Annotated in this window: 20 protein-coding genes; 14 read left to right on the forward strand and 6 right to left on the reverse strand. The window is 38.3% G+C overall.

The window, feature by feature from the left end; genetic code table 11:
• Window positions 1-3 precede the first annotated feature (3 nt).
• Together ATS74_RS14005 and ATS74_RS14010 are read right to left on the reverse strand one after the other, a co-directional pair.
• Complete coding sequence (locus tag ATS74_RS14005; RefSeq protein WP_058549560.1) at window positions 4-1239, reverse strand: response regulator; 1236 nt, start codon at window positions 1237-1239, stop codon at window positions 4-6.
• 87 nt (window positions 1240-1326) lie between these two features.
• Entirely contained in the window at window positions 1327-1701 is a 375-nt protein-coding gene (locus tag ATS74_RS14010) for a DUF413 domain-containing protein (RefSeq protein WP_058549493.1), read from the reverse strand.
• A 91-nt stretch (window positions 1702-1792) separates the two neighbouring features.
• Between ATS74_RS14010 and ATS74_RS14015 the strand changes: the two genes are divergently transcribed.
• The 8 genes from ATS74_RS14015 (at window position 1793) to ung (ending at window position 9532) form a co-directional block, all read left to right on the forward strand.
• Window positions 1793-2644 (forward strand): LysR family transcriptional regulator, encoded by an 852-nt coding sequence (locus tag ATS74_RS14015; protein WP_058549494.1) that lies wholly within the window; start codon window positions 1793-1795, stop codon window positions 2642-2644.
• A gap of 183 nt (window positions 2645-2827) precedes the next feature.
• Window positions 2828-3760, forward strand: coding sequence for a porin (locus ATS74_RS14020; RefSeq protein ID WP_058549495.1), 933 nt, complete (start codon window positions 2828-2830; stop codon window positions 3758-3760).
• Between the two features lie 356 nt (window positions 3761-4116).
• Window positions 4117-4929, forward strand: coding sequence for an ABC transporter ATP-binding protein (locus ATS74_RS14025; protein WP_058549496.1), 813 nt, complete (start codon window positions 4117-4119; stop codon window positions 4927-4929).
• A gap of 1 nt (window position 4930) precedes the next feature.
• A complete protein-coding gene (locus ATS74_RS14030; protein WP_058549561.1) occupies window positions 4931-5935 on the forward strand; it encodes a FecCD family ABC transporter permease in 1005 nt (334 codons plus the stop codon).
• A 4-nt stretch (window positions 5936-5939) separates the two neighbouring features.
• Window positions 5940-7424 carry a cobyric acid synthase gene (locus ATS74_RS14035; protein WP_058549497.1) on the forward strand — a complete coding sequence of 495 codons (1485 nt, stop codon included), beginning with the start codon at window positions 5940-5942 and terminating at the stop codon, window positions 7422-7424.
• On the forward strand, window positions 7414-8013 hold the full coding sequence (gene cobO, locus ATS74_RS14040) for a cob(I)yrinic acid a,c-diamide adenosyltransferase (RefSeq protein ID WP_058549498.1): 600 nt from the start codon (window positions 7414-7416) through the stop codon (window positions 8011-8013). The genes ATS74_RS14035 and cobO overlap by 11 nt, the downstream gene beginning before the upstream one ends.
• Complete coding sequence (locus tag ATS74_RS14045; protein WP_058549499.1) at window positions 8013-8873, forward strand: cobalamin-binding protein; 861 nt, start codon at window positions 8013-8015, stop codon at window positions 8871-8873. Before cobO ends, ATS74_RS14045 begins: the two co-directional genes overlap by 1 nt.
• A complete protein-coding gene (gene ung, locus ATS74_RS14050; protein WP_058549500.1) occupies window positions 8870-9532 on the forward strand; it encodes a uracil-DNA glycosylase in 663 nt (220 codons plus the stop codon). The genes ATS74_RS14045 and ung overlap by 4 nt, the downstream gene beginning before the upstream one ends.
• Window positions 9533-9604: 72 nt before the next feature.
• Here ung and ATS74_RS14055 read toward each other — a convergent pair whose 3' ends face one another.
• Both ATS74_RS14055 and tal read right to left on the reverse strand, forming a co-directional pair.
• Complete coding sequence (locus tag ATS74_RS14055; RefSeq protein ID WP_058549501.1) at window positions 9605-9793, reverse strand: DUF3545 family protein; 189 nt, start codon at window positions 9791-9793, stop codon at window positions 9605-9607.
• 190 nt (window positions 9794-9983) lie between these two features.
• Window positions 9984-10934 carry a transaldolase gene (tal, locus tag ATS74_RS14060; protein WP_058549502.1) on the reverse strand — a complete coding sequence of 317 codons (951 nt, stop codon included), beginning with the start codon at window positions 10932-10934 and terminating at the stop codon, window positions 9984-9986.
• Between the two features lie 225 nt (window positions 10935-11159).
• On the opposite strand from tal, the gene yaaA reads away from it, so the two are divergent.
• From yaaA to ATS74_RS14080, 4 genes are all read left to right on the forward strand, one after another.
• Window positions 11160-11939: a peroxide stress protein YaaA gene (gene yaaA / locus ATS74_RS14065; protein ID WP_058549503.1), complete on the forward strand. Its 780-nt coding sequence runs from the start codon at window positions 11160-11162 to the stop codon at window positions 11937-11939.
• Between the two features lie 124 nt (window positions 11940-12063).
• Window positions 12064-13020 carry a mechanosensitive ion channel family protein gene (locus ATS74_RS14070; protein WP_058549504.1) on the forward strand — a complete coding sequence of 319 codons (957 nt, stop codon included), beginning with the start codon at window positions 12064-12066 and terminating at the stop codon, window positions 13018-13020.
• A 330-nt stretch (window positions 13021-13350) separates the two neighbouring features.
• Window positions 13351-13758, forward strand: coding sequence for a hypothetical protein (locus ATS74_RS14075; RefSeq protein WP_058549505.1), 408 nt, complete (start codon window positions 13351-13353; stop codon window positions 13756-13758).
• A 166-nt stretch (window positions 13759-13924) separates the two neighbouring features.
• Window positions 13925-14632 (forward strand): hypothetical protein, encoded by a 708-nt coding sequence (locus ATS74_RS14080; protein ID WP_058549506.1) that lies wholly within the window; start codon window positions 13925-13927, stop codon window positions 14630-14632.
• Between the two features lie 61 nt (window positions 14633-14693).
• Here the strand turns inward: ATS74_RS14080 and ATS74_RS14085 are convergent, their stop codons facing one another.
• Window positions 14694-15014, reverse strand: coding sequence for a BON domain-containing protein (locus ATS74_RS14085; protein ID WP_058549507.1), 321 nt, complete (start codon window positions 15012-15014; stop codon window positions 14694-14696).
• A 260-nt stretch (window positions 15015-15274) separates the two neighbouring features.
• Window positions 15275-16501, reverse strand: coding sequence for an ATP-dependent RNA helicase SrmB (gene srmB, locus ATS74_RS14090; RefSeq protein ID WP_058549508.1), 1227 nt, complete (start codon window positions 16499-16501; stop codon window positions 15275-15277).
• 76 nt (window positions 16502-16577) lie between these two features.
• On the opposite strand from srmB, the gene ATS74_RS14095 reads away from it, so the two are divergent.
• Together ATS74_RS14095 and ATS74_RS14100 are read left to right on the forward strand one after the other, a co-directional pair.
• On the forward strand, window positions 16578-17276 hold the full coding sequence (locus ATS74_RS14095; RefSeq protein ID WP_058549509.1) for a tRNA1(Val) (adenine(37)-N6)-methyltransferase: 699 nt from the start codon (window positions 16578-16580) through the stop codon (window positions 17274-17276).
• 61 nt (window positions 17277-17337) lie between these two features.
• Window positions 17338-19047, forward strand: coding sequence for a DUF4153 domain-containing protein (locus ATS74_RS14100; RefSeq protein ID WP_058549510.1), 1710 nt, complete (start codon window positions 17338-17340; stop codon window positions 19045-19047).
• The last annotated feature ends 52 nt before the right edge of the window (window positions 19048-19099 follow it).

Here is a 19099-nt window from a genome sequence, read left to right on the forward strand (position 1 = left end):
ATCCTAGCTAACTACCTTATTACGGCCGGTTTCTTTAGCGTCATACAGCTTTAAATCGGCCTGTTTTAATAGCTCATCAATTTTATAAACAGGGCCACTAACAAAACCAATTGAAATAGTAAATTTGATTTTAGCGCTACTAAATTCATGGCTATTAGCTTCTATAAAGTACCTAAATCCTTCAAGGCGTTTAAGGGCTTCTTGTTTTTCTACATCTATAAAATAAACCGCAAACTCTTCACCACCCAAGCGCGCCACTAAATGCTTTTTAAAGTACTTTTTAAAACAAATAGAGAGCCCTTTTAATACTTCATCGCCTACATCGTGTCCGTAGGTATCGTTAATTGATTTAAAGTGGTCAATATCAAGCATAGCAAGTGCGCCATTGCTGTTAGTGCGCTTAATTTGCTTTAGTGATTTTTCAGCCTCTTCAAAAAAATAGCGGCGGTTAGGCAAGTTTGTTAAGTAGTCAGTATTTGCTTGGCGCTTAATGGTGGCAATTTGCTCTAACATATCTACGTTTTGACTAAGGCGACAGTAAAATTCTTCGCTATTAAAAGGTTTGTGCAGGTAATCGTTAGCGCCATTTTTTAAAAATAAGCTAGAAAGCGCTGAAGAGTCGGCCCCAGAAATACCAATAATCGCTTTTTCATCGTTACTGTATAGGCTACGAATTTGTGTACATAATTCGTCACCATTCATATTGGGCATTTCGTTGTCAGTAATTATTACCGTGATATCTGGTGAGGCTTCAAGCATTTTAAGTGCCTCAACACCATCTTTAGCTTCTATTGTTTGGTATTTGTGTCGTGCAAGTAAGCTGCAAATATAGCGACGTGTAGAGGTTGAGTCGTCAACAACGAGTACTTTTACGTTTTCATTACGGGGTAGGCGCAGTAACTGCTTTTCTAAGTATTGATAAGCTTGTTTGTTTTCTTTGGTTATGTAATCAATTATTGGGTATTTTTCTACCGTGTCGCGTGTTTGCTGATCGATATTACCAGTCATTACAATGGTAGGAATTTCTGCAGCTATAGTACAGGGGACAGCTTCGCCTGTTGGCGCATCAGGTAAAATAAAGTCTACGACAGCGCAAAAGTAGGCGTTTGAACTTAATAGTTCTTTAGCTTGAGCTAACGACTCGGCGATATCAACATCGTAGCCAGCTTTAAGCGCAATGTGCTTTTGCACACGCGCTATAGTAGGCGTATCTTCAATTATTAGTATTTTTCGCGTCACGTAGCTACCTTGTTTAATATTTTGCAAAAGTATTTGCTAATACAAGTTGTAACTGCTAAAACGCAAAAAAGCAAATAACTTAGTAGCTTACAAGCTATCTGCTTCTGAATAATACTCTTGGCTAATGGGTGCTGGCCCTGACATTTTAGAACGACCAAATAATGTGTGGAATTTAGTTTTACAGGTTGTTAGCTTTAAGTATTTAACCCAAGCACGCTCAATTGGGTTTGTAGGCTCTAAAGAACCCGTAACCACCGCTATAAATTGTTCTTGATGTTCATTTTGTGGCGCTATAGTTTTAGAGTATAAGCCTTTTAAAACAACTCCGTGCTGTTCTAGTATGCTGGCTTCTAACAAGGTGAAGTTTCCGCTGCGGCCAAAACCACGTGGAAAGTTTTGATCATCATAAAATTGACGTTGGCTAACAAATGCTTGGCGTAGTAGTGAAATATTATTGCTCATAACTTTATCCTCATACCCTATTAATTAGTTGGAGTATGATGCAAGTTTGGTAATTTATTAAACAAATTATTTTTATCGTGAGGATAAAAAATTGGATATAGATTTATTAAAAACATTTGTAGAAGTAGTGCGTACTCGCCACTTTGGTAAAGCGGCCGAAAACCTGTACATAACGCAGTCTGCGGTTAGTTTTAGGATTCGCCAACTTGAGCAAGGCCTTGGGGTTAATTTATTTATACGCCAACGAAATAATATTCAGTTAACGGCACCTGGCGAGCGTTTATTACCCCATGCAAAAATGATAATTACTGGTATGCAGCGCGCAAAAGTGGATGTGGCGCTTGCTGATAATATGCATAAGCAGGTAACACTTGCTGGTACACCTAATATTTGGGATGCATTTTTACAGTTTGGTATAACTAATATAGTGTCGGCTATGCCTGGGGTGTCGCTTGTAGCTGAAGTTAAAGCGCAGCAAGAAAGTACACGACTACTTTTAGAGCGTACACTCGATTTGGCTATTTTGTTTGATCCGCCAAAGGTTGACGAGTTAGTGGTTGAGCGTATTTGTGAGCTGCCAATTATTCCAGTAAGTGCATTTGACACCGCAACAAACGAAAACTTTTTTGATAACCAATATGTTTATGTTGACTGGGGCACTACTTTTTCACTTTGGCATGCTCGCCAGTTTACGGGTAAAACGCCCCCTTATTTTAGAACTAGTACAGGGCGTATTGCGCTTGATTTAATACTGCAATGTGGTGGCAGTGCCTTTATACCTCAGGTGCTTGTGCAAGATCATCTTGATAAGGGTGAGCTGTTTCATGTTAAAGACGTAGAAAATACCTCAAGAGACATATTTGTAGCCTATCATAGAGATAATGAGCAAAAGGAATTAATCGAAACCTTAATAAATTTATTACCTAAAGTAGAGCTGACTTAGTAAAAGCTTTTATTAGGTACTAATTTGCCTAATTAGTGAACATGTCCTTTTGATTTCATAAATAATGCAGTTTTATTAACTTTAAAAGACAAAAATATTTCATTTGTAATATTTTTGTCATTTAGTAATGCCAAACTGCAGCTGTTTTAAAAATTAGTCTTTTGTGATTATCGAGGAAATAACATGAAATTTGTAAAATCGAGCTTATGTGTCGCTTTATTAAGTGGTTTATCTTTTAATGCGCTTGCAGACGTTGATGTTTACGGTAAAGCGAATGTTACTGTGCAGTCGTCTGATGATGGTGAAGGGTCTTTCACAGAAATTAAAAGTAACGCATCTCGCTTTGGTCTTAAAGGTTCTGAAAAAATAACAGACGGCCTAGAAGCGGTTTATAAGTTTGAGTTTCAAGTAGACGTGTCTGATGCTGACTCAAAAGGCGACAACGACGACAATATTTCTGCTCGTAACCAATATGTTGGCTTAAAAGGCGCATATGGTCAGGTAGTTGTGGGTCGTAATGATACAGCCCTTAAACAATCTCAAGGTAAGTTAGATTTATTTAACGACCTTGAAGGCGATATTAAAAACGTGTTTAAAGGTGAAAACCGTTTAGGTGATTCAATTACTTATACATCTAAAACATACGAAGGTTTTAAATTACTTGCTACTTTTATTGCCGAAGACGACGTAGATGCAGATAACGGTTATTCATTAGCGGTTACTTATGGCGATGTAGCACTTAAAAATAGCGCTATATATGCGTCAATTGCAGCCGATAGCGAAGTAAATGGCTACGATGTTGTACGTGCGTCAATTCAAGGTAAAGTTGAAAACTTTAAACTAGGCGCAATGTACCAAACGCAAGAAACAGTAGATGGCAGTGCAGAAGCTGACGGTTACTTACTAAACGCCGCTTACAGCATGGGTAAAAACACCTTCAAAGTACAGTACCAAGCAATGGACTTTGACGATAGTGATGATAAAACTGCGGTATCTGTAGGTGTTGATCACAAGTTTAATAAAAACATTAAAGTATTTGGTTTTTACTCAAGCTTCGACATGGACAACAACGTTGACCAAGATTATGTAGGCTTAGGTATGGAATACAAGTTTTAACTATTCGCTAAATTAGTTAAAACACTCCCTTTTTAACCGCGCTCCTTTGAGCGCGGTTTTTTTTGCTTTAAATTCTTTACCCGCCCATAATAGACCCTCATTTGGAATGAGGTGCAAACCCTCAACTATTCCCGTAACTGTAATTAGCATAAAGCTTTAAGTCAGATACAAATGAGCAATACCAATTAGCATAAATATTTGAACAATTTAGCGAGTTAAATTTATCGCTTAATAGCTTCTGTATCTAAGCAGATTGGTAAAATTTTTTTAACGAGCGGGCTTACTCATTTTTTATTAATGCACTAGGTATTGTTAGCTGTATTGTTAGTGAGTGCACGCCTACCAAGGACTCACTGTTGCACACTAAATCAGCGCCAAACACACCTTTACTTAACGTTAATAATGTTTCGTGGGGGATTGCCAATAAAAGCATTTTAAATAATATTAATGTGCAAATATCGCCAGGTAAGTTTGTGGGTCTAATCGGGCCGAATGGGGCGGGTAAGTCGAGTTTGCTACGTTGTTTATATCGTTTTAACCGGCCAATATCAGGGCAGATTACTTTTAATAACCACGATATTTGGCAACTTAAAAGTGAAGATTATGCAAAGCAAGTCGCTGTGGTACTTCAAGAAACACCTTCACAATTTAACCTAAGTGTATTTGACGTTATTGCGCTTGGGCTTACTCCTCATAAATCGTTATTTAGTTCAGTAACCAATAGCGATAAACAAAATATCATCCAAGCTATCAATACTGTAGGGCTTGAGCAACACAGTAATCAAAGTTTTGAATCGCTCTCTGGCGGCGAAAAGCAGCGCGCTTTAATAGCTCGCGCTATTGTGCAGCAACCTCAGTTATTAATTATGGACGAACCAACCAGCCATTTAGATGTTAAATACCAAATACAAGTTATGGAGCTGGCTAAATCGCTCGGTGTAACTGTATTTGCATCGTTTCATGATTTAAACCTAGCTGCTGCAATGTGTGATGAGCTGCTCGTTATTAAAAACGGCGAAGTTACGCATTCGGGTACGCCAATTGAGGTGTTAACCGAAAGCATGCTAGGCGACGTTTTTGGTGTATGCGCTCAAGTAAATAGCCATCCACAGTTATCTAAAGCGGGAAATAGCATTCCTCACATCACTTACTTTTATGGTTATGAATAATATGAGCGCAGTTAATACTCGTCACTCACTTGCACTATTTATAAGCATTACAGCTGCGTTATTTAGCTTATTTGCAGCACTTAGTTTTGGTGCAGCAGATACTTCACTTGAGGATGTGTTAAATAGTTTTTTACTGTCAAATGAAGCCTCTTTTAATACGCGTATTATTTACGAGCTAAGAATGCCACGTACGTTACTTGCGTTTATGGCAGGCGCAGGATTAGCAATTGCAGGGCTTATTTTGCAAACCGTCACGCGCAATCCGCTCGCCGATCCATACTTATTCGGTATATCATCGGGGGCTTCGTTTGGAGTGGTAGTACTTATGGCTTTTACAGGCATTAGCGCTGGTTTTATGTTATCTACTGCGGCGCTTTTAGGCAGTTTGGCTGCAATGAGTTTATTAATACTTATAGCCGGTAGGCAGCAAAGTGCTCAAGTTGAGTCTATGTTGTTGGCAGGTGTTGCATTGTCGTTTTTATTTAGCGCATTTACTAGCTTATTACTTTATTGGAGCGATCCTCAGGCTGTTGCGGCTATTTTGTTTTGGACGTTAGGTAGCTTTGCACGTGCGCAATGGGCAACGCTTTGGTTGCCGTTAGTCGTTATTGTTGTGTGCATTGGTTTTATGCTGAGCTTCAGAAGGCAGCTTAATGCAATGCTATTGGGCGATGAAAGTGCCATAACGCTGGGTGTGCGGGTACATCGATTTAGAATTTTAATGCTTGTTTTAAGTTCGTTAATAACCGCAGTGCTGGTGGCAATGTGTGGTGGTATAGGCTTTGTAGGTTTGATGGTACCGCATATTGTGCGCTTTTTTATATCACAAGGTAGTGTCGCTGGCCTATTAGTGACTAGCTTAGTTGGCGGCACATTTATGGTGTGGGTTGATGTGTTTTCACGCTCACTATTAAAAAACCAAGAGCTACCTGTCGGTGTTATTACGGCTGCAATAGGTAGTGTGTTTTTTTTAAGTTTATTGTTTTTTAGAAAGTCGAAGGTGTAGCCCAATGAAAACCCTAATGGTTCAAGGCACTACATCAGATGCGGGTAAAAGCACGTTAGTAGCGGCGCTTTGCAGAGTGTTTGCAAAGCGAGGAGTAAATGTTGCTCCATTTAAGCCACAAAATATGGCACTTAACAGTGCGGTAACTAAAGATGGAGGCGAAATTGGCCGTGCCCAGGCTCTTCAAGCAATAGCTGCAAAGGTAGAGCCAGAGATAGACTTTAACCCCATATTACTTAAGCCTAATAGCGACACTGGCGCACAAGTTATTATTCATGGCAAAGCTATTAGTAATATGGAAGCGGGTAAATATCACGACTATAAAAAAGTGGCAATGGATGCAGTACTTACCTCGCATAACCGCTTAGCTAAACGTTTTGATTTATTACTGGTTGAAGGTGCTGGTAGCCCGGCTGAAATTAATCTACGTGAAAACGACATAGCAAATATGGGTTATGCCGAAGCGGTAGATTGCCCGGTCATTATCATTGCTGATATTGACAAAGGCGGCGTGTTTGCACACTTAGTGGGTACATTAGCGCTACTAAGCGAATCAGAACAAGCGCGCGTAAAAGGGTTTGTTATAAATCGCTTTAGGGGCGATATAAGCTTATTGCAAAGCGGGCTTGATTGGCTTGAACAATACACAAATAAGCCAGTGCTTGGTGTACTTCCGTATTTGCACGATTTAGCCCTTGATGCTGAAGATGCCGTTGCGATAGATAACAAAGTGACGAGTGCCACCATTAATATTGCAGTACTTTTATTGCCTCATATTAGTAACCATACCGACTTTGATGCACTGCGTTTGCATCCCAATATTAATATAACGTATGTACGCCACACGCAAACGATCCCAGCAGTTGATCTGATCATTGTACCGGGTAGTAAAAATGTGCTCGGGGATTTAGCCTTTTTAAAAAGCGAAGGTTGGGATACACAAATAAAGCAACACTTACGCTATGGTGGCAAAGTACTTGGCATTTGTGGAGGGATGCAAATGCTGGGCAATACAATCAACGATCCAGATGGAGTGGAGTCGTCGTTAAAGCAAATAACGGGGCTTGCCCTGTGCGATTTTGAAACCACATTGAGTACGCAAAAAGTACTCTCTAAATTATCAGCAACACTGCAGTTAAATGATTTACAAACACCGTGTAGTGGCTACGAAATACATGCAGGTATTAGTATAGGGGCAGCGCTTAATAAGCCATTTTTAACTTTTACTGAGCATCCTAATGGGTTTGTAAACGATGGCTTTATTAGTGATGATAATGCTATAGCAGGCACTTATTTACATGGTTTATTTGATGAGGCCAGCGCCACATCGCAAATTTTAAACTGGGTAAAACCAGAGGCCGCAATAAAGCCAATTAGTATTGCCGAGCACCGCGAACAGCAATTAGAACGCTTAGCAACTATGTGCGAGGCACACTTAAACATACAACAAATTATATCGATTTATGAAGGGCACAATAATGACAGATAAAAGCAACGATAAGCACCAGCAACGCCAGCAAAAAGTAAAAGAGCAGGTAGATGCGCGTGTTGCTGCCGCGCAAGACGTAAAAGGTATATTCCAAGTAATTACAGGAAATGGTAAAGGTAAATCAACCTCTGGCTTTGGTGTGGTTGCGCGCTGTGTTGGTCATGGTAAAAAAGCCGCTGTATGTCAGTTTATTAAAGGTACGTGGGAATGTGGCGAGCGTAATTTATTGCAAGGTGCAGGCGTTGAATTTGCAGTAATGAATACAGGGTTTACATGGGATACGCAAAACAAAGAGGCCGACACTGCTGCTGCGCAAGCAACATGGCAAGAATCTAAACGTATGCTTGCAGATAGCAGTATTGATTTAGTATTACTTGATGAACTTACGTACATGGTGACTTACGGCTACATTGACCTAAATGAAGTGGTCAGTGCGCTTAATAACCGCCCACCTATGCAGTCGGTTATTATTACCGGTCGTGCAGCGCATCGCACTTTAACCGATCTTGCAGACACAGTAAGTGAAGTACGTAATGTAAAACATGCGTTCGACTCAGGAATAAAAGCATTAGAAGGGTTTGATTACTAATGTACAAAGCGCTTTTAGTTGGACTTGGGCTATGCAGTTTATTAGGCAATGCAGCTGCAAATGAAGTAACAAATCCTAATAAGATACGTGTAGTGGCACTTGCGCCGCATATAGTAGAAAACCTATTTGCTATAGGCGCGGGGAGTAATATTGTCGGTACTGTTGATTACGCCGATTATCCAGCTGAGGCTAAAAGTATTGAGCGCATTGGTGGTTACTATGGTATTTCCCTTGAAAAATTATTAGCGCTAAAACCTGATTTAGTAATTGGTTGGAAAAGTGGCAATCAAAGTGAAGATTTAGAACAAATTAAACGCCTAGGTATAAAAGTACATTTAAGTGATCCCAAAAAAATAGAAGAAGTTGCAAACGAGCTGATTACTTTTGGTAAATTTACTGGGCGTATTGAGCAAAGCGAGCAAGTAGCAAACGCATTTATTACTAAGCTAAAAAAAATTAAAAAACAGCAGCAAAGCAAAAAAATATTAACTGGTTTTTATCAACTATGGCCAGAGCCAATGATGACGGTAAGTAAAAATACATGGATAAACCAGCTTATTGAAACATGTCATGTAAGTAATGTGTTTGCACAAAGCGATACCGACTACCCGCAGATTAGTATCGAAAATGTTGTTGTGACTAAGCCGCAAATTATTATTACCCCTGATGAAAAATCAAAAACACCACAACCGGTTGTCGATTGGCAAAAATGGCCAGAAGTACCTGCGGTTAAAAATAATCATTTTATTAGTGTAAATGCCGATTTATTGCATCGTTTTTCGCCGCGTATGCTCGATGGGCTTGCTGATATGTGTGATAAAATAGATGTATCACGCAAACAAATTAAGAGCACACAATGAGCGATTGGTCAGACTTTTTACAAAGCGAATTACAGCAGCCCTATATGTTGCAAACCTTAGATTATGTCACTAAGCGCAGAGAAGAAGGCGTTGCAGTTTATCCGCCAGAGCAGCAAGTATTTAGCGCTTTTGATGCAACAGAACTTAACAACATTCGAGTGGTTATTTTGGGGCAAGACCCTTACCACGGCGAAGGACAGGCACATGGTTTGTGTTTTTCGGTATTGCCTGAGGTTAAAAAACTGCCACCGTCGCTTAAAAATATGTATAAAGAGTTAGCCACCGATATTACTGGCTTTACTATTCCAGCACACGGTTACCTGCAAAGCTGGGCAGAACAAGGCGTATTTTTGCTTAATACGGTACTTACTGTTGAGCAAGGGCAAGCGCATTCTCATAAGCATTTAGGATGGGAGCAATTTACCGATAACGTAATTGCGCATATAAACGAGCACTGCGAAGGTGTAGTATTTATTTTATGGGGCGCACATGCGCAAAAAAAAGGTAAAAGTATAAACAGTGCACGTCATCATATTTTAAAAGGGCCGCATCCTTCGCCGCTTTCTGCACATCGTGGTTTTTTTGGCTGTCAGCACTTTTCAAAAACTAATGACTTATTACAATCACAAGGTAATAAACCCATTAATTGGCAGGTTTAACTAACTAAAAGCAACGCATTAAAAAAGGCTTTCATATAGTGAAAGCCTTTTTGTTTAGTTGGTTGTAAAGGATTAAAAGTCTAGCTCGTCAATCGCAATACTGTCTGTTAAGTAATCGTATTCTTCTAGTTCTTTACGTAAACGGTGTTTGTCTTTTATTGCTTCTATTTCCCGCCACTTTCTTTTTTTATTTTTTTGAGAGGTTTTCCGTGTTGTATTAGGACCTTCTAATATCTCTAATATATCGTTTAGGCTATCCATGTACTTCTCCTATTGATTTTATTGACCTCAAGAATACCTATACCACAGGCCTAGCTAAAATAGAATAAAAAAGTGACATTAATGTTACGAAAGTGTGATTGATTGATGAAGGTTTATGCAAATAGTTAGTGTTTTTTAGACATAAAAAAACGCCGCAATTGCGACGTTTTTTAAAGTACGTTTAAACCAATTACATTGCTTTAAAACGTGCTTCTAATTGTTCTTGTGCATCAGCAAAAGAGCGAATACCTTCTGCTAGCTTTTCAGTCGCCATTGCATCTTGGTTATGTAACCAACGGAACTGGGCTTCTGTAAGCGGCTCAGGTTTTGGCTCTTTAGGAATATCTGTTTCTAGTAGGTATTCCTGTGCGCCTTCTAAATTACCTAAGTCTTCTAAAAGGTTAGGGCTAATAGTTAGCTTGTCACAACCTGTAAGGGCAATAATTTCGCCCGTGTTACGAAAGCTTGCGCCCATAACAACCGTTTTATAATCATGACGTTTGTAAAATTCAAAAATGCTACGAACCGACTGAACACCAGGATCTTGTAGCGGATCAGTTGGTTTTTCCATGCCGTTAGCCACGTGCCAATCTAAAATACGGCCAACAAATGGTGAGATTAAAAATACGTTTGCATCGGCACACGCACGTGCTTGGGCATCGCTAAATAATAAAGTAAGGTTACATTTAGTCCCTTCTTTTTCTAGCTGCTCAGCGGCTTTAATGCCTTCCCACGTAGACGCAACTTTAATTAAAATCTTGTCTTTGCTTACGCCTTCTTTTTCGTAAAGGCTAAGTAGCGTATGGGCTTTATCAATTGTAGCTTGGGTATTAAACGAAAGGCGAGCATCTACTTCTGTAGAAATGTAACCCGGTACAATTTCACTAATTTCTTTACCAAGCAATACTGCAAAGTAATCACATGCAAGTTCAAGTTGTTTAGCTGCATCTTGCTCGGTTTCTTTTGCGTAGCTCCAAGCTTTATCTAGGTAAGGCTTATAAGCTTCAATCTCACTCGCTTTTAATAAAAGCGATGGGTTTGTGGTTGCATCTTCTGGTTGATGCTTTTTGATCGCTTCAATATCGCCAGTGTCGGCTACGATAGATGAATGTTGTTTTAGCCTTTGTAGAGCTGAAGTCATTTGCTTTCCTCATTCCAAGCAAGTTAAAAGAAAATCTAAACACCCTTAATATATACAATCCATACTGCAACAGTGTGACAATGCTTGATAGGTCTTATGTCCTTATCAATAGAATAACGGCGATGTATGAGTTATTTAAGGGAGGATTTATTTAAACAAAACGTGCTTTTCGTTTCATTTAATGTTGAAATTGACATTAAATAAATTACAAGTCAATAGCTAACTATGATCACTGTTATTTCACCAGCAAAAAATCTTGATTACGACACGCCACCCGCAACAGACAAGTTCACTCAGCCTGAATTACTAGAGCACAGCGAAGAGCTCATGAAAGTATGCCGAGAACTAACACCAGCGCAAATTGGCAGCCTAATGAAAATTAGCGATAAGCTCTCTGGGCTTAACGCAGCACGCTTTAGTGAGTGGGCGCAGCCATTTACACAAAGTAATGCTAAACAAGCAGTACTTGCCTTTAACGGCGATGTATATGGTGGTTTAAATGCCGCCACACTTACCGCGAGTAACCTAGAGTACGCTCAAAGCCATTTACGCATTCTTTCAGGTTTATACGGGTTATTAAAACCACTTGATTTAATGCAAGCTTACCGCCTAGAAATGGGTACCAAGCTTGAAAACCCTCGTGGTAAAAACTTGTATGAATTTTGGGGCAGTATTATTGCTAACAAGCTAAACGGAGTAACAAAAGCGCAAGACGCACAATACCTCGTTAATCTTGCTTCAAACGAATATTTTAAAGCGGTAGATAAAAAAGCGCTTAATGCACAAATTATTACGCCACATTTTAAAGACTGCAAAAAAGGTCAGTATAAAGTAATTAGCTTTTACGCTAAAAAAGCGCGCGGCATGATGGCCCGTTACATTATAGAAAACCAAATAACGCAGCTCAGCCAATTAAAAGAGTTTACTGTTGCGGGTTATTACTTTAGCCCCGAGGCAACAACTAAAGATCTTGAGCCGGTATTTATGCGCGACGAGCAAAACTAACGCGTTTTATTTAAGCTTAATAATTACTAAAAGAGCCATGCATTGCATGGCTTTTTTTATGCTGGCGCTAAACTTGCAAACATTGTCTAAAATTAATTAACGACTAACAAGCAGGTACAGCACTATGATGAATATGCCAACCGTTGGCGAAGCCGAAAAACTGATAGAAGAAAAACTTGGTGGCTGGTTTGATGTAGTAATAAGCCACATTCCTAATTTTATTGTCGCTATTGTTATCGCACTCGTGTTTTCTATATTAGCGCGATATGCCGGTAAGTTGATGAAAAACGTATTACGCCGCTCTCTCGACTCTACACAAATAGCTGACTTAATGGCTTCTATATTTAAAGTTATTGTACTTTGTATTGGCTTATTTATAGCGCTCGACTTTGTTGGGTTAAAGGGCACTGTTACCTCACTACTTGCCGGTGCAGGTATTGTGGGTTTAGCTATTGGTTTTGCATTTCAAGACATGACCGAAAACCTAATAGCCGGTATAGCTATGGGAATACGCAAACCATTTAAAGCGGGTGATGTAATTGAAACCGATGACGTATTCGGTTCAATACATTCTATAAACCTGCGTAACACGCTAATAGAGAGCTTTTACGGGCAGTTAATCCTAGTACCAAACAAGGTATTATTTAGAAACGTGTTAAAAAATTACACCACGTTAGGCGTTAGGCGCATAGAAGTGCCAGTCGGCATTTCGTATGGCGATGATATTGAAAAAGCCAAAGAGGTTATAGTTGATAAAATTAACGAATTTGACTTTGTAATACGCAAAGACGAAACCGCTGTATACGCAGAAGGTTTTGGCGACAGTAGTATTAATCTACTGGTGTGGTTTTGGATTAAATATCCTGGCGAGCCAGACTTTATGACAGTACGCCACAAGGGCGTAGTGGCAGTTAAACAAGCACTTGATGAAGCTGATATTAGTATTCCATTCCCAATACGGACTTTAGATTTTGGTATAAAAGGCGGCGAAAAACTCGATGCCATGATAAGCGATAAAATAAGTCAGCAATCAGCAAATAAAAAGGGTGATAATAATACTGATGCAAGCCAAGGTGAGTAAATAATTTAAAACCCACAAGGTAAAAGCATTAGGAAATAGTTACTGACTATCAGCGCGTTTTTACAAAGTAAAAGCACGCTGATATATACCATTAATTAAGTAGTCTTAAAATATTGATTGTTATTTAACCTTTCGTACTTTAAATTTAACACTTTAAAAATAATGGATTATTTTAATGAGCTCCTTTTCTTCAAACGCAAAAAAACACCTACTTAAATATTATAATCATCATCCTAAAGAAGTTGGTTCACAACTTTATATTAGGAATAAACAATATTACGACTAAAAGGTTTTACTTCTACAGACTGCATCACTTATGCATTGAATGTAATGTCTGCTGCGTTTGCAGAGGTAGGCAATAGTGAGGCTAAAAATACGATTTGGAAAAAGGGACACAGTGGTATTATTACAGCTCAATATTTAGTGAGTAACCTCGGTTGGGAAACCGTTTATATTAATGCTGATATTAATCACCCCGCAGATGGCGAAAATAAACACCCTTTGGCATATTTGCAGCAAGTTAAAAGGGATGGTAAATACTATAATGTCCCTGTTCATCATGCTATGACGAATTATCGCCCAACTGATAAAGAATCGGCTCAGGAGCAAGGTTTGTGGAAGATCTATAAATCAAGAGGTTTAAAAGTAGGCCCAACAACACTTAATATAGTTGACTATAACACCATGAGAAAAGTTCCTTTTGGATTCGGCGTTTCAAATGGTGGTATGCATACATAGCTTTTTTCTGAAGGATATGTTTATGAAGTTCATTGGGATGGTATTGGTGCTAGCCTTTACGAAAAAACACCTTTGAATTTATTTAACTGGTTATCTGGTGTTATTATTGTACCAAAAGATTCATCAGGATTATTAAAATCACTACCACAAGTGGCTCGGCATTTACATGAATAAAAAAAGCATAACTCATTGTTCTATCATTTTATTTATTTTAAGTTTTATTATAGGCTGCAATTCATTAAATAATACTCAGCAAGATAATACTAAAGAGCTTAATAAACGGTATGGTTTAAGTTATCAATTAACAGTTGAAAATGATAACGCAGGAATTACTTTTTTTGATCGCGATAATAATTTTATATCCAAGCTAACTTTACCTGATGAAAATGCATACGTGAGAAGAAAAGAGTTATTAGAATTTTGCGATGAAGACAACTCTTTATGTCCGGATATGAAGTCTGAAAGTAGTTTAGTTAGTTGGTCGCCAGGTGGTGGTTTTTTAGCCGTTTTTGCAGGGGACACCCAAGGTTTTTGGTTTGTACCAACTATTGAAATAACCAAGTCTGCATTTAATGAAAGGCATATACTCAAGATTGGACTTCATCAAACAACTAACCGCTTTAATATCGGTTTGTTTCATCAAACTGGAGGGTGGTTAAATAACGAACAGTATGTTTTTTCTTCAGGTATAAGTGGTGACAATTTTGTTTATAAGTTCAACACAAAAACAAAGGAACTTAAGGGTTTTCCTTTTGAGCTAAATGAAGGCTCTACAGTGAGCAATTTTGAAGAAGTGTTTGTAGATAGTTATTATTCGCAAAAAAATAGTTTTAAAATAAGTGATGTGGCTAAACAATTAGAAGAATTAAAATAAAAAGCGCCACTTGTGTTGGAGTAACAAGCAGCGCTGAGGAATAAGTTAAGAGAGGGAGGTATTAAATAACACTAATTTTATTTCGAATGATTTTAACCCCATCCATATTTTCTAAAAACTTTTGAGCTAGTGCACGCTGAAAACCTGTTTGTGCTTCACCGTATAAATCAACTTCCCCATTTTTTACCTGCACTCGAATATCGTTTAGCTCTAAATTAGGGTTAGTGCGTAATGTATTCGTTATTGATTGCTGCAAGTTAGGTTGAGTGGCTACACTGCTTACTACGGCCATGTTGGTTGCTGCACTTACCTTTGTAGCGCAAGCTAATAAAAATAAACAACAAAATGATACTAAAGCGATAGTTAACTTGAAGCGGTTCATAACTTTATCCTTACATTACGGTGAATAGTGCAGCAATTGTTTGCTGAGTTATTCTTACAGTTACAATTTCAGTGCCAAAATTAATGCATTGAAATATAAGGATATTTTATTAAGTGAGAATTCAGGTGGGCAATAATTACATTTTACTGAGTATGAGTTACATGCATGGGTTACATTTGTAACGGGTACAAAGGGCAGAGTCTATAAGGGTTTCTTTAAAAAGCCGGCTAATGCCGGCTTTAATATAAAAATGTTTTAGGTTACTTTTTCTTTTTAACCTTCGCTTTTTTCTTAGCTTTCATTTTTACCGGATCTTTACGCTTTTTAGCCGGCGGCTTAGCTTCTTTATGCTGCGGCTCAATACCTTTAATTACACGGCGTTTAAGTTTTTGCTCAATGTAGCGCTCTACTTTATATAAAATGCCAATGTCGTGTGCTTCAACAAGCGATATTGCTACACCTTTTTTACCAGCACGGCCTGTACGACCAATTCGGTGTACGTATACATCTGCGGTGCGTGGTAGGTCAAAGTTAATTACATGGCTGATGTCTGATACATCTATACCACGCGCTGCAACATCTGTAGCGATAAGTATTTTAGTACGGCCACTGTGAAAGTTTTCCATGGCTTTCATGCGCTTATCTTGTGGCATTTCACCGCGCAACCACGCCGCTTTAACGCCATTATTAGTAAGTTCACCAATTAGCGTTTCAAGGCGCTCACGCGTTTTAACAAACACAATAGCTTTAGTTACGTCTGGGCCATTTAGGGTGTTTACTAAAAGCTCTAGTTTATGGTGGTAATCATCCGCAAGGTGAACCCACTGGTGAATTTTTGCTTTTTCTTTGCGTGACGATTCAGCTTCAAGTAGAGCAGGGTCGTTTAGCGTTGTTTCTGCAAATCGTTCTACGCTGTCGCCTTCAAGCGTTGCCGAGAATAAAAAGCACTGACGACGGTTTTTAGCTTCGTCGCAGATACGGCTCATTTCTTTTTTGAAACCCATGTCTAACATGCGATCAGCTTCATCAATAATAAGCATTTCTACATGTTCAGCATGAAAGTTTTCAGTTTCTAGGTATTCCATTAATCGCCCTGGAGTGGCAATTAATACATCATTATTTTTTTCAAAAATCTCTTTGTGAGTACCGTAGTTAATGCCGCCCGTTACCACGCCAATTTTTAGGTGCGTACGTTTAGCAAGTAGTTCACACTGTTCATGAATTTGATATGCCAGCTCACGTGTTGGGGTCATTATTAATACGCGGGCAAAACCAGGTTCACGACGTGGAAAATCCAATAAGTATTGAATGGCAGGAATTAAAAATGCCGCTGTTTTTCCTGTGCCAGTAGGTGCAGATGCTAAAATATCGCGCCCCTGTAGTGCCTCAGGAATAGCTTGTTGTTGAATGCTAGTTGGCGTTTCGTAACCCATTTTATCAATGGCGTCGAGTAGCTTGGTATCAAGATCAAATTCAGAAAATTGCATAGAGTGTCTAAAATAAGGGACAATTACCTGCAATTATACGCGCTATACGCCAGTTGGTGAACGAAAAGGTGAAAAAATGTCAGGGTTTACGTTTAAACAATTTAAGGTAGAGCACGACAGGTGTGCAATGAAGGTCTCAACCGATGGCATTTTGCTTGGCGCGTGGGCTAATTTAAGTGATGCAAAGTCACTACTCGATATAGGCACCGGCACGGGGTTGCTAGCGTTAATGTGCCAGCAGCGAAGTAATGATCTTGCAATAACCGCTGTAGAGGTTGATGAAGCTGCTTACAATCAAGCGCTTCAAAACAGTGCTAATAGCCCATGGCCTAATATCAACGTAGTGCATACAACAATTCAAGCGTTTGAATACACGAAGCCATTTGATGTTGTAATTTCTAATCCACCTTACTTTAATCACAGCTTAAAAGGTGAAAACGATGCCCGTAACACTGCCCGCCACACTGATGGATTAAACTTTGACGAGTTAATAAATACTTTTAAACGTTTCAGCCATAGTGGCTCTCGCTTTAGCTTAATACTTCCCAGCATTGAAGGAGCGTTATTTATTAAGCTTGCTACTCAAAATGGGTTGTATTTAAATGCACATTGCCGAGTAAAAGCCACTCCCAATAAAGATATCAGTCGCAGTTTAATGACATTTAGCTATCTAAAAAGCGATATCGAATCCTCAATCCTGTGCATTAGAAACTTAGATAATAGCTACACAGCTAATTATGTAGCGTTGTGCAAAGCATTTTATTTGAAAATGTAAAGTAATTGTAAAATAGGAACGAATAACGCAAACTGACTAAAACTTATCGCTGAGAACAGATATGGATAGTCAGCTACCTAAACCCTTTATAATTACACTTGCCATATTACAGGCTATTGCTCTTACCCTTTTGTATAGCAGTTTAGAAAATAATGTGTGGCCAGCAACAAGCCCTACATGGTTAGTCTCACTTATTACATTCTCTATGAGCTTTCCTTTATTAATGCTAATGACCGTTAATAAAAATAATATAAAAACGTCGTTACTTTTAATCCTTCCTTTTTCTTTGTTGTTATCTTTATTGGGTGCGTATGCAGGCTTTCAGCAAGAACCTCAAGAGTACGTAAGTAATAACACTTTAATGTCAGTTTTTATTTTTACTAGTTTAATAGCTGGCTTTAAAGGCCTTATGTACATACAACAATTTAGTAGCTCAGAAAATGTTAGCTATAGTCGATTGTTTAAGCTCTCTTGGCGTAATTTTATAATTTTTGGAGAATGTTGGCTGTTCGTACTTATTTTTTGGGGAATACTAAATTTAGGTGCGGCTTTATTTGATATTTTAGATATAAAGTTTTTCTCTGAGCTACTAAGAGATGAATGGTTTTGGATCCCAACCTTAACGCTTGCATTTGCCTTTGCGAGTATCATATTTAGAAAGCTTTTGAACATTGAAGATAATATCGCTTTTTTACTGCAAACTTTAATTAAGTTTTTACTTCCTGTTTTATCAGTTATTTCTCTCGGTTTTTTAGCAACACTTCCTTTTACCGGACTCAATAAATTATGGGAAACCGGAAGTGGCAGTTTATTAGTAATGTGGCTGCAGGTACTCACGTTGTTTTTTGTTAATACTGTTTATAAAGATGACTCATCAGTTCGCCCTTATCACTTGCTCTTGCATCGACTCGTTTTTATAAGCGTTGCGTTACTTCCCGTTTATAGTGTTATTTCGGCCTATGGAATTTACTTACGGGTAGAGCAGCATGGGCTAACAGTAGATCGTTGTTGGGGTATTTTAATTTGGTTTTTATTGGCGTGTTTTTCGTTTAGTTACCTTGTTGGAATTATAACAAAACGAGATAATTGGCTAGAGCCGCTTAGTAAAATAAATATTGTAATGGGCTGGGTGGTATTAGTGAGTATGCTTGCTGTTAACTCTCCTTTATTAAACTTTCAAAGCTTATCTACAAATAGCCAAATAGCGCGTTTAGATGCAGGTAAAGTAACAATAGAAAAATTTGACTATTACTATTTTGAGTACAGCTTAGGTCGCCAAGGTTATTTAGCTATGCAGTTATTAAAACAGAAAATAGAAACTAGTCATCCAGAGCAATACGCTATTATTGATAGAATGTATGTTAATAATGAATATGCTTTAACATTAGAACACACCGTAGATGATTTTATTGAGCGTAGTGTATTTTGGCCATCACAAACGCTAATACCTCAAGATTTAATAGAAGTAGTATTTTCTGAACAACATTTTTACGAGCGTAACTCTTTAAAAGAACATACTTATTATTTTATTGGTATGGATTTAAATAAAGATAAAGTGCTAGATTTTATAGTGGTTGACGAAAATAATGAAAATATAGCCGCATATTTTTGGTTATTTGATATGGGTAAGTGGCGCTCAAAGTATATGGATGTCGAAAATCCTGAAGAAATTAGATACCTTAAAAACATGATTGATAGTAATGAATTATCTTTAGTTGAGTCTGAATATTCAAATCTAAAAATAGGGGATGTTGTTTTTAAAGTGAGGTAATACGTTACTTTAATTTTTACGCTACATAGCCTAAAACCTAAGCTAATAATTA

It is taken from the genome of Pseudoalteromonas sp. H103, from assembly GCF_001469205.1.
Taxonomy (GTDB): domain Bacteria; phylum Pseudomonadota; class Gammaproteobacteria; order Enterobacterales; family Alteromonadaceae; genus Pseudoalteromonas; species Pseudoalteromonas carrageenovora.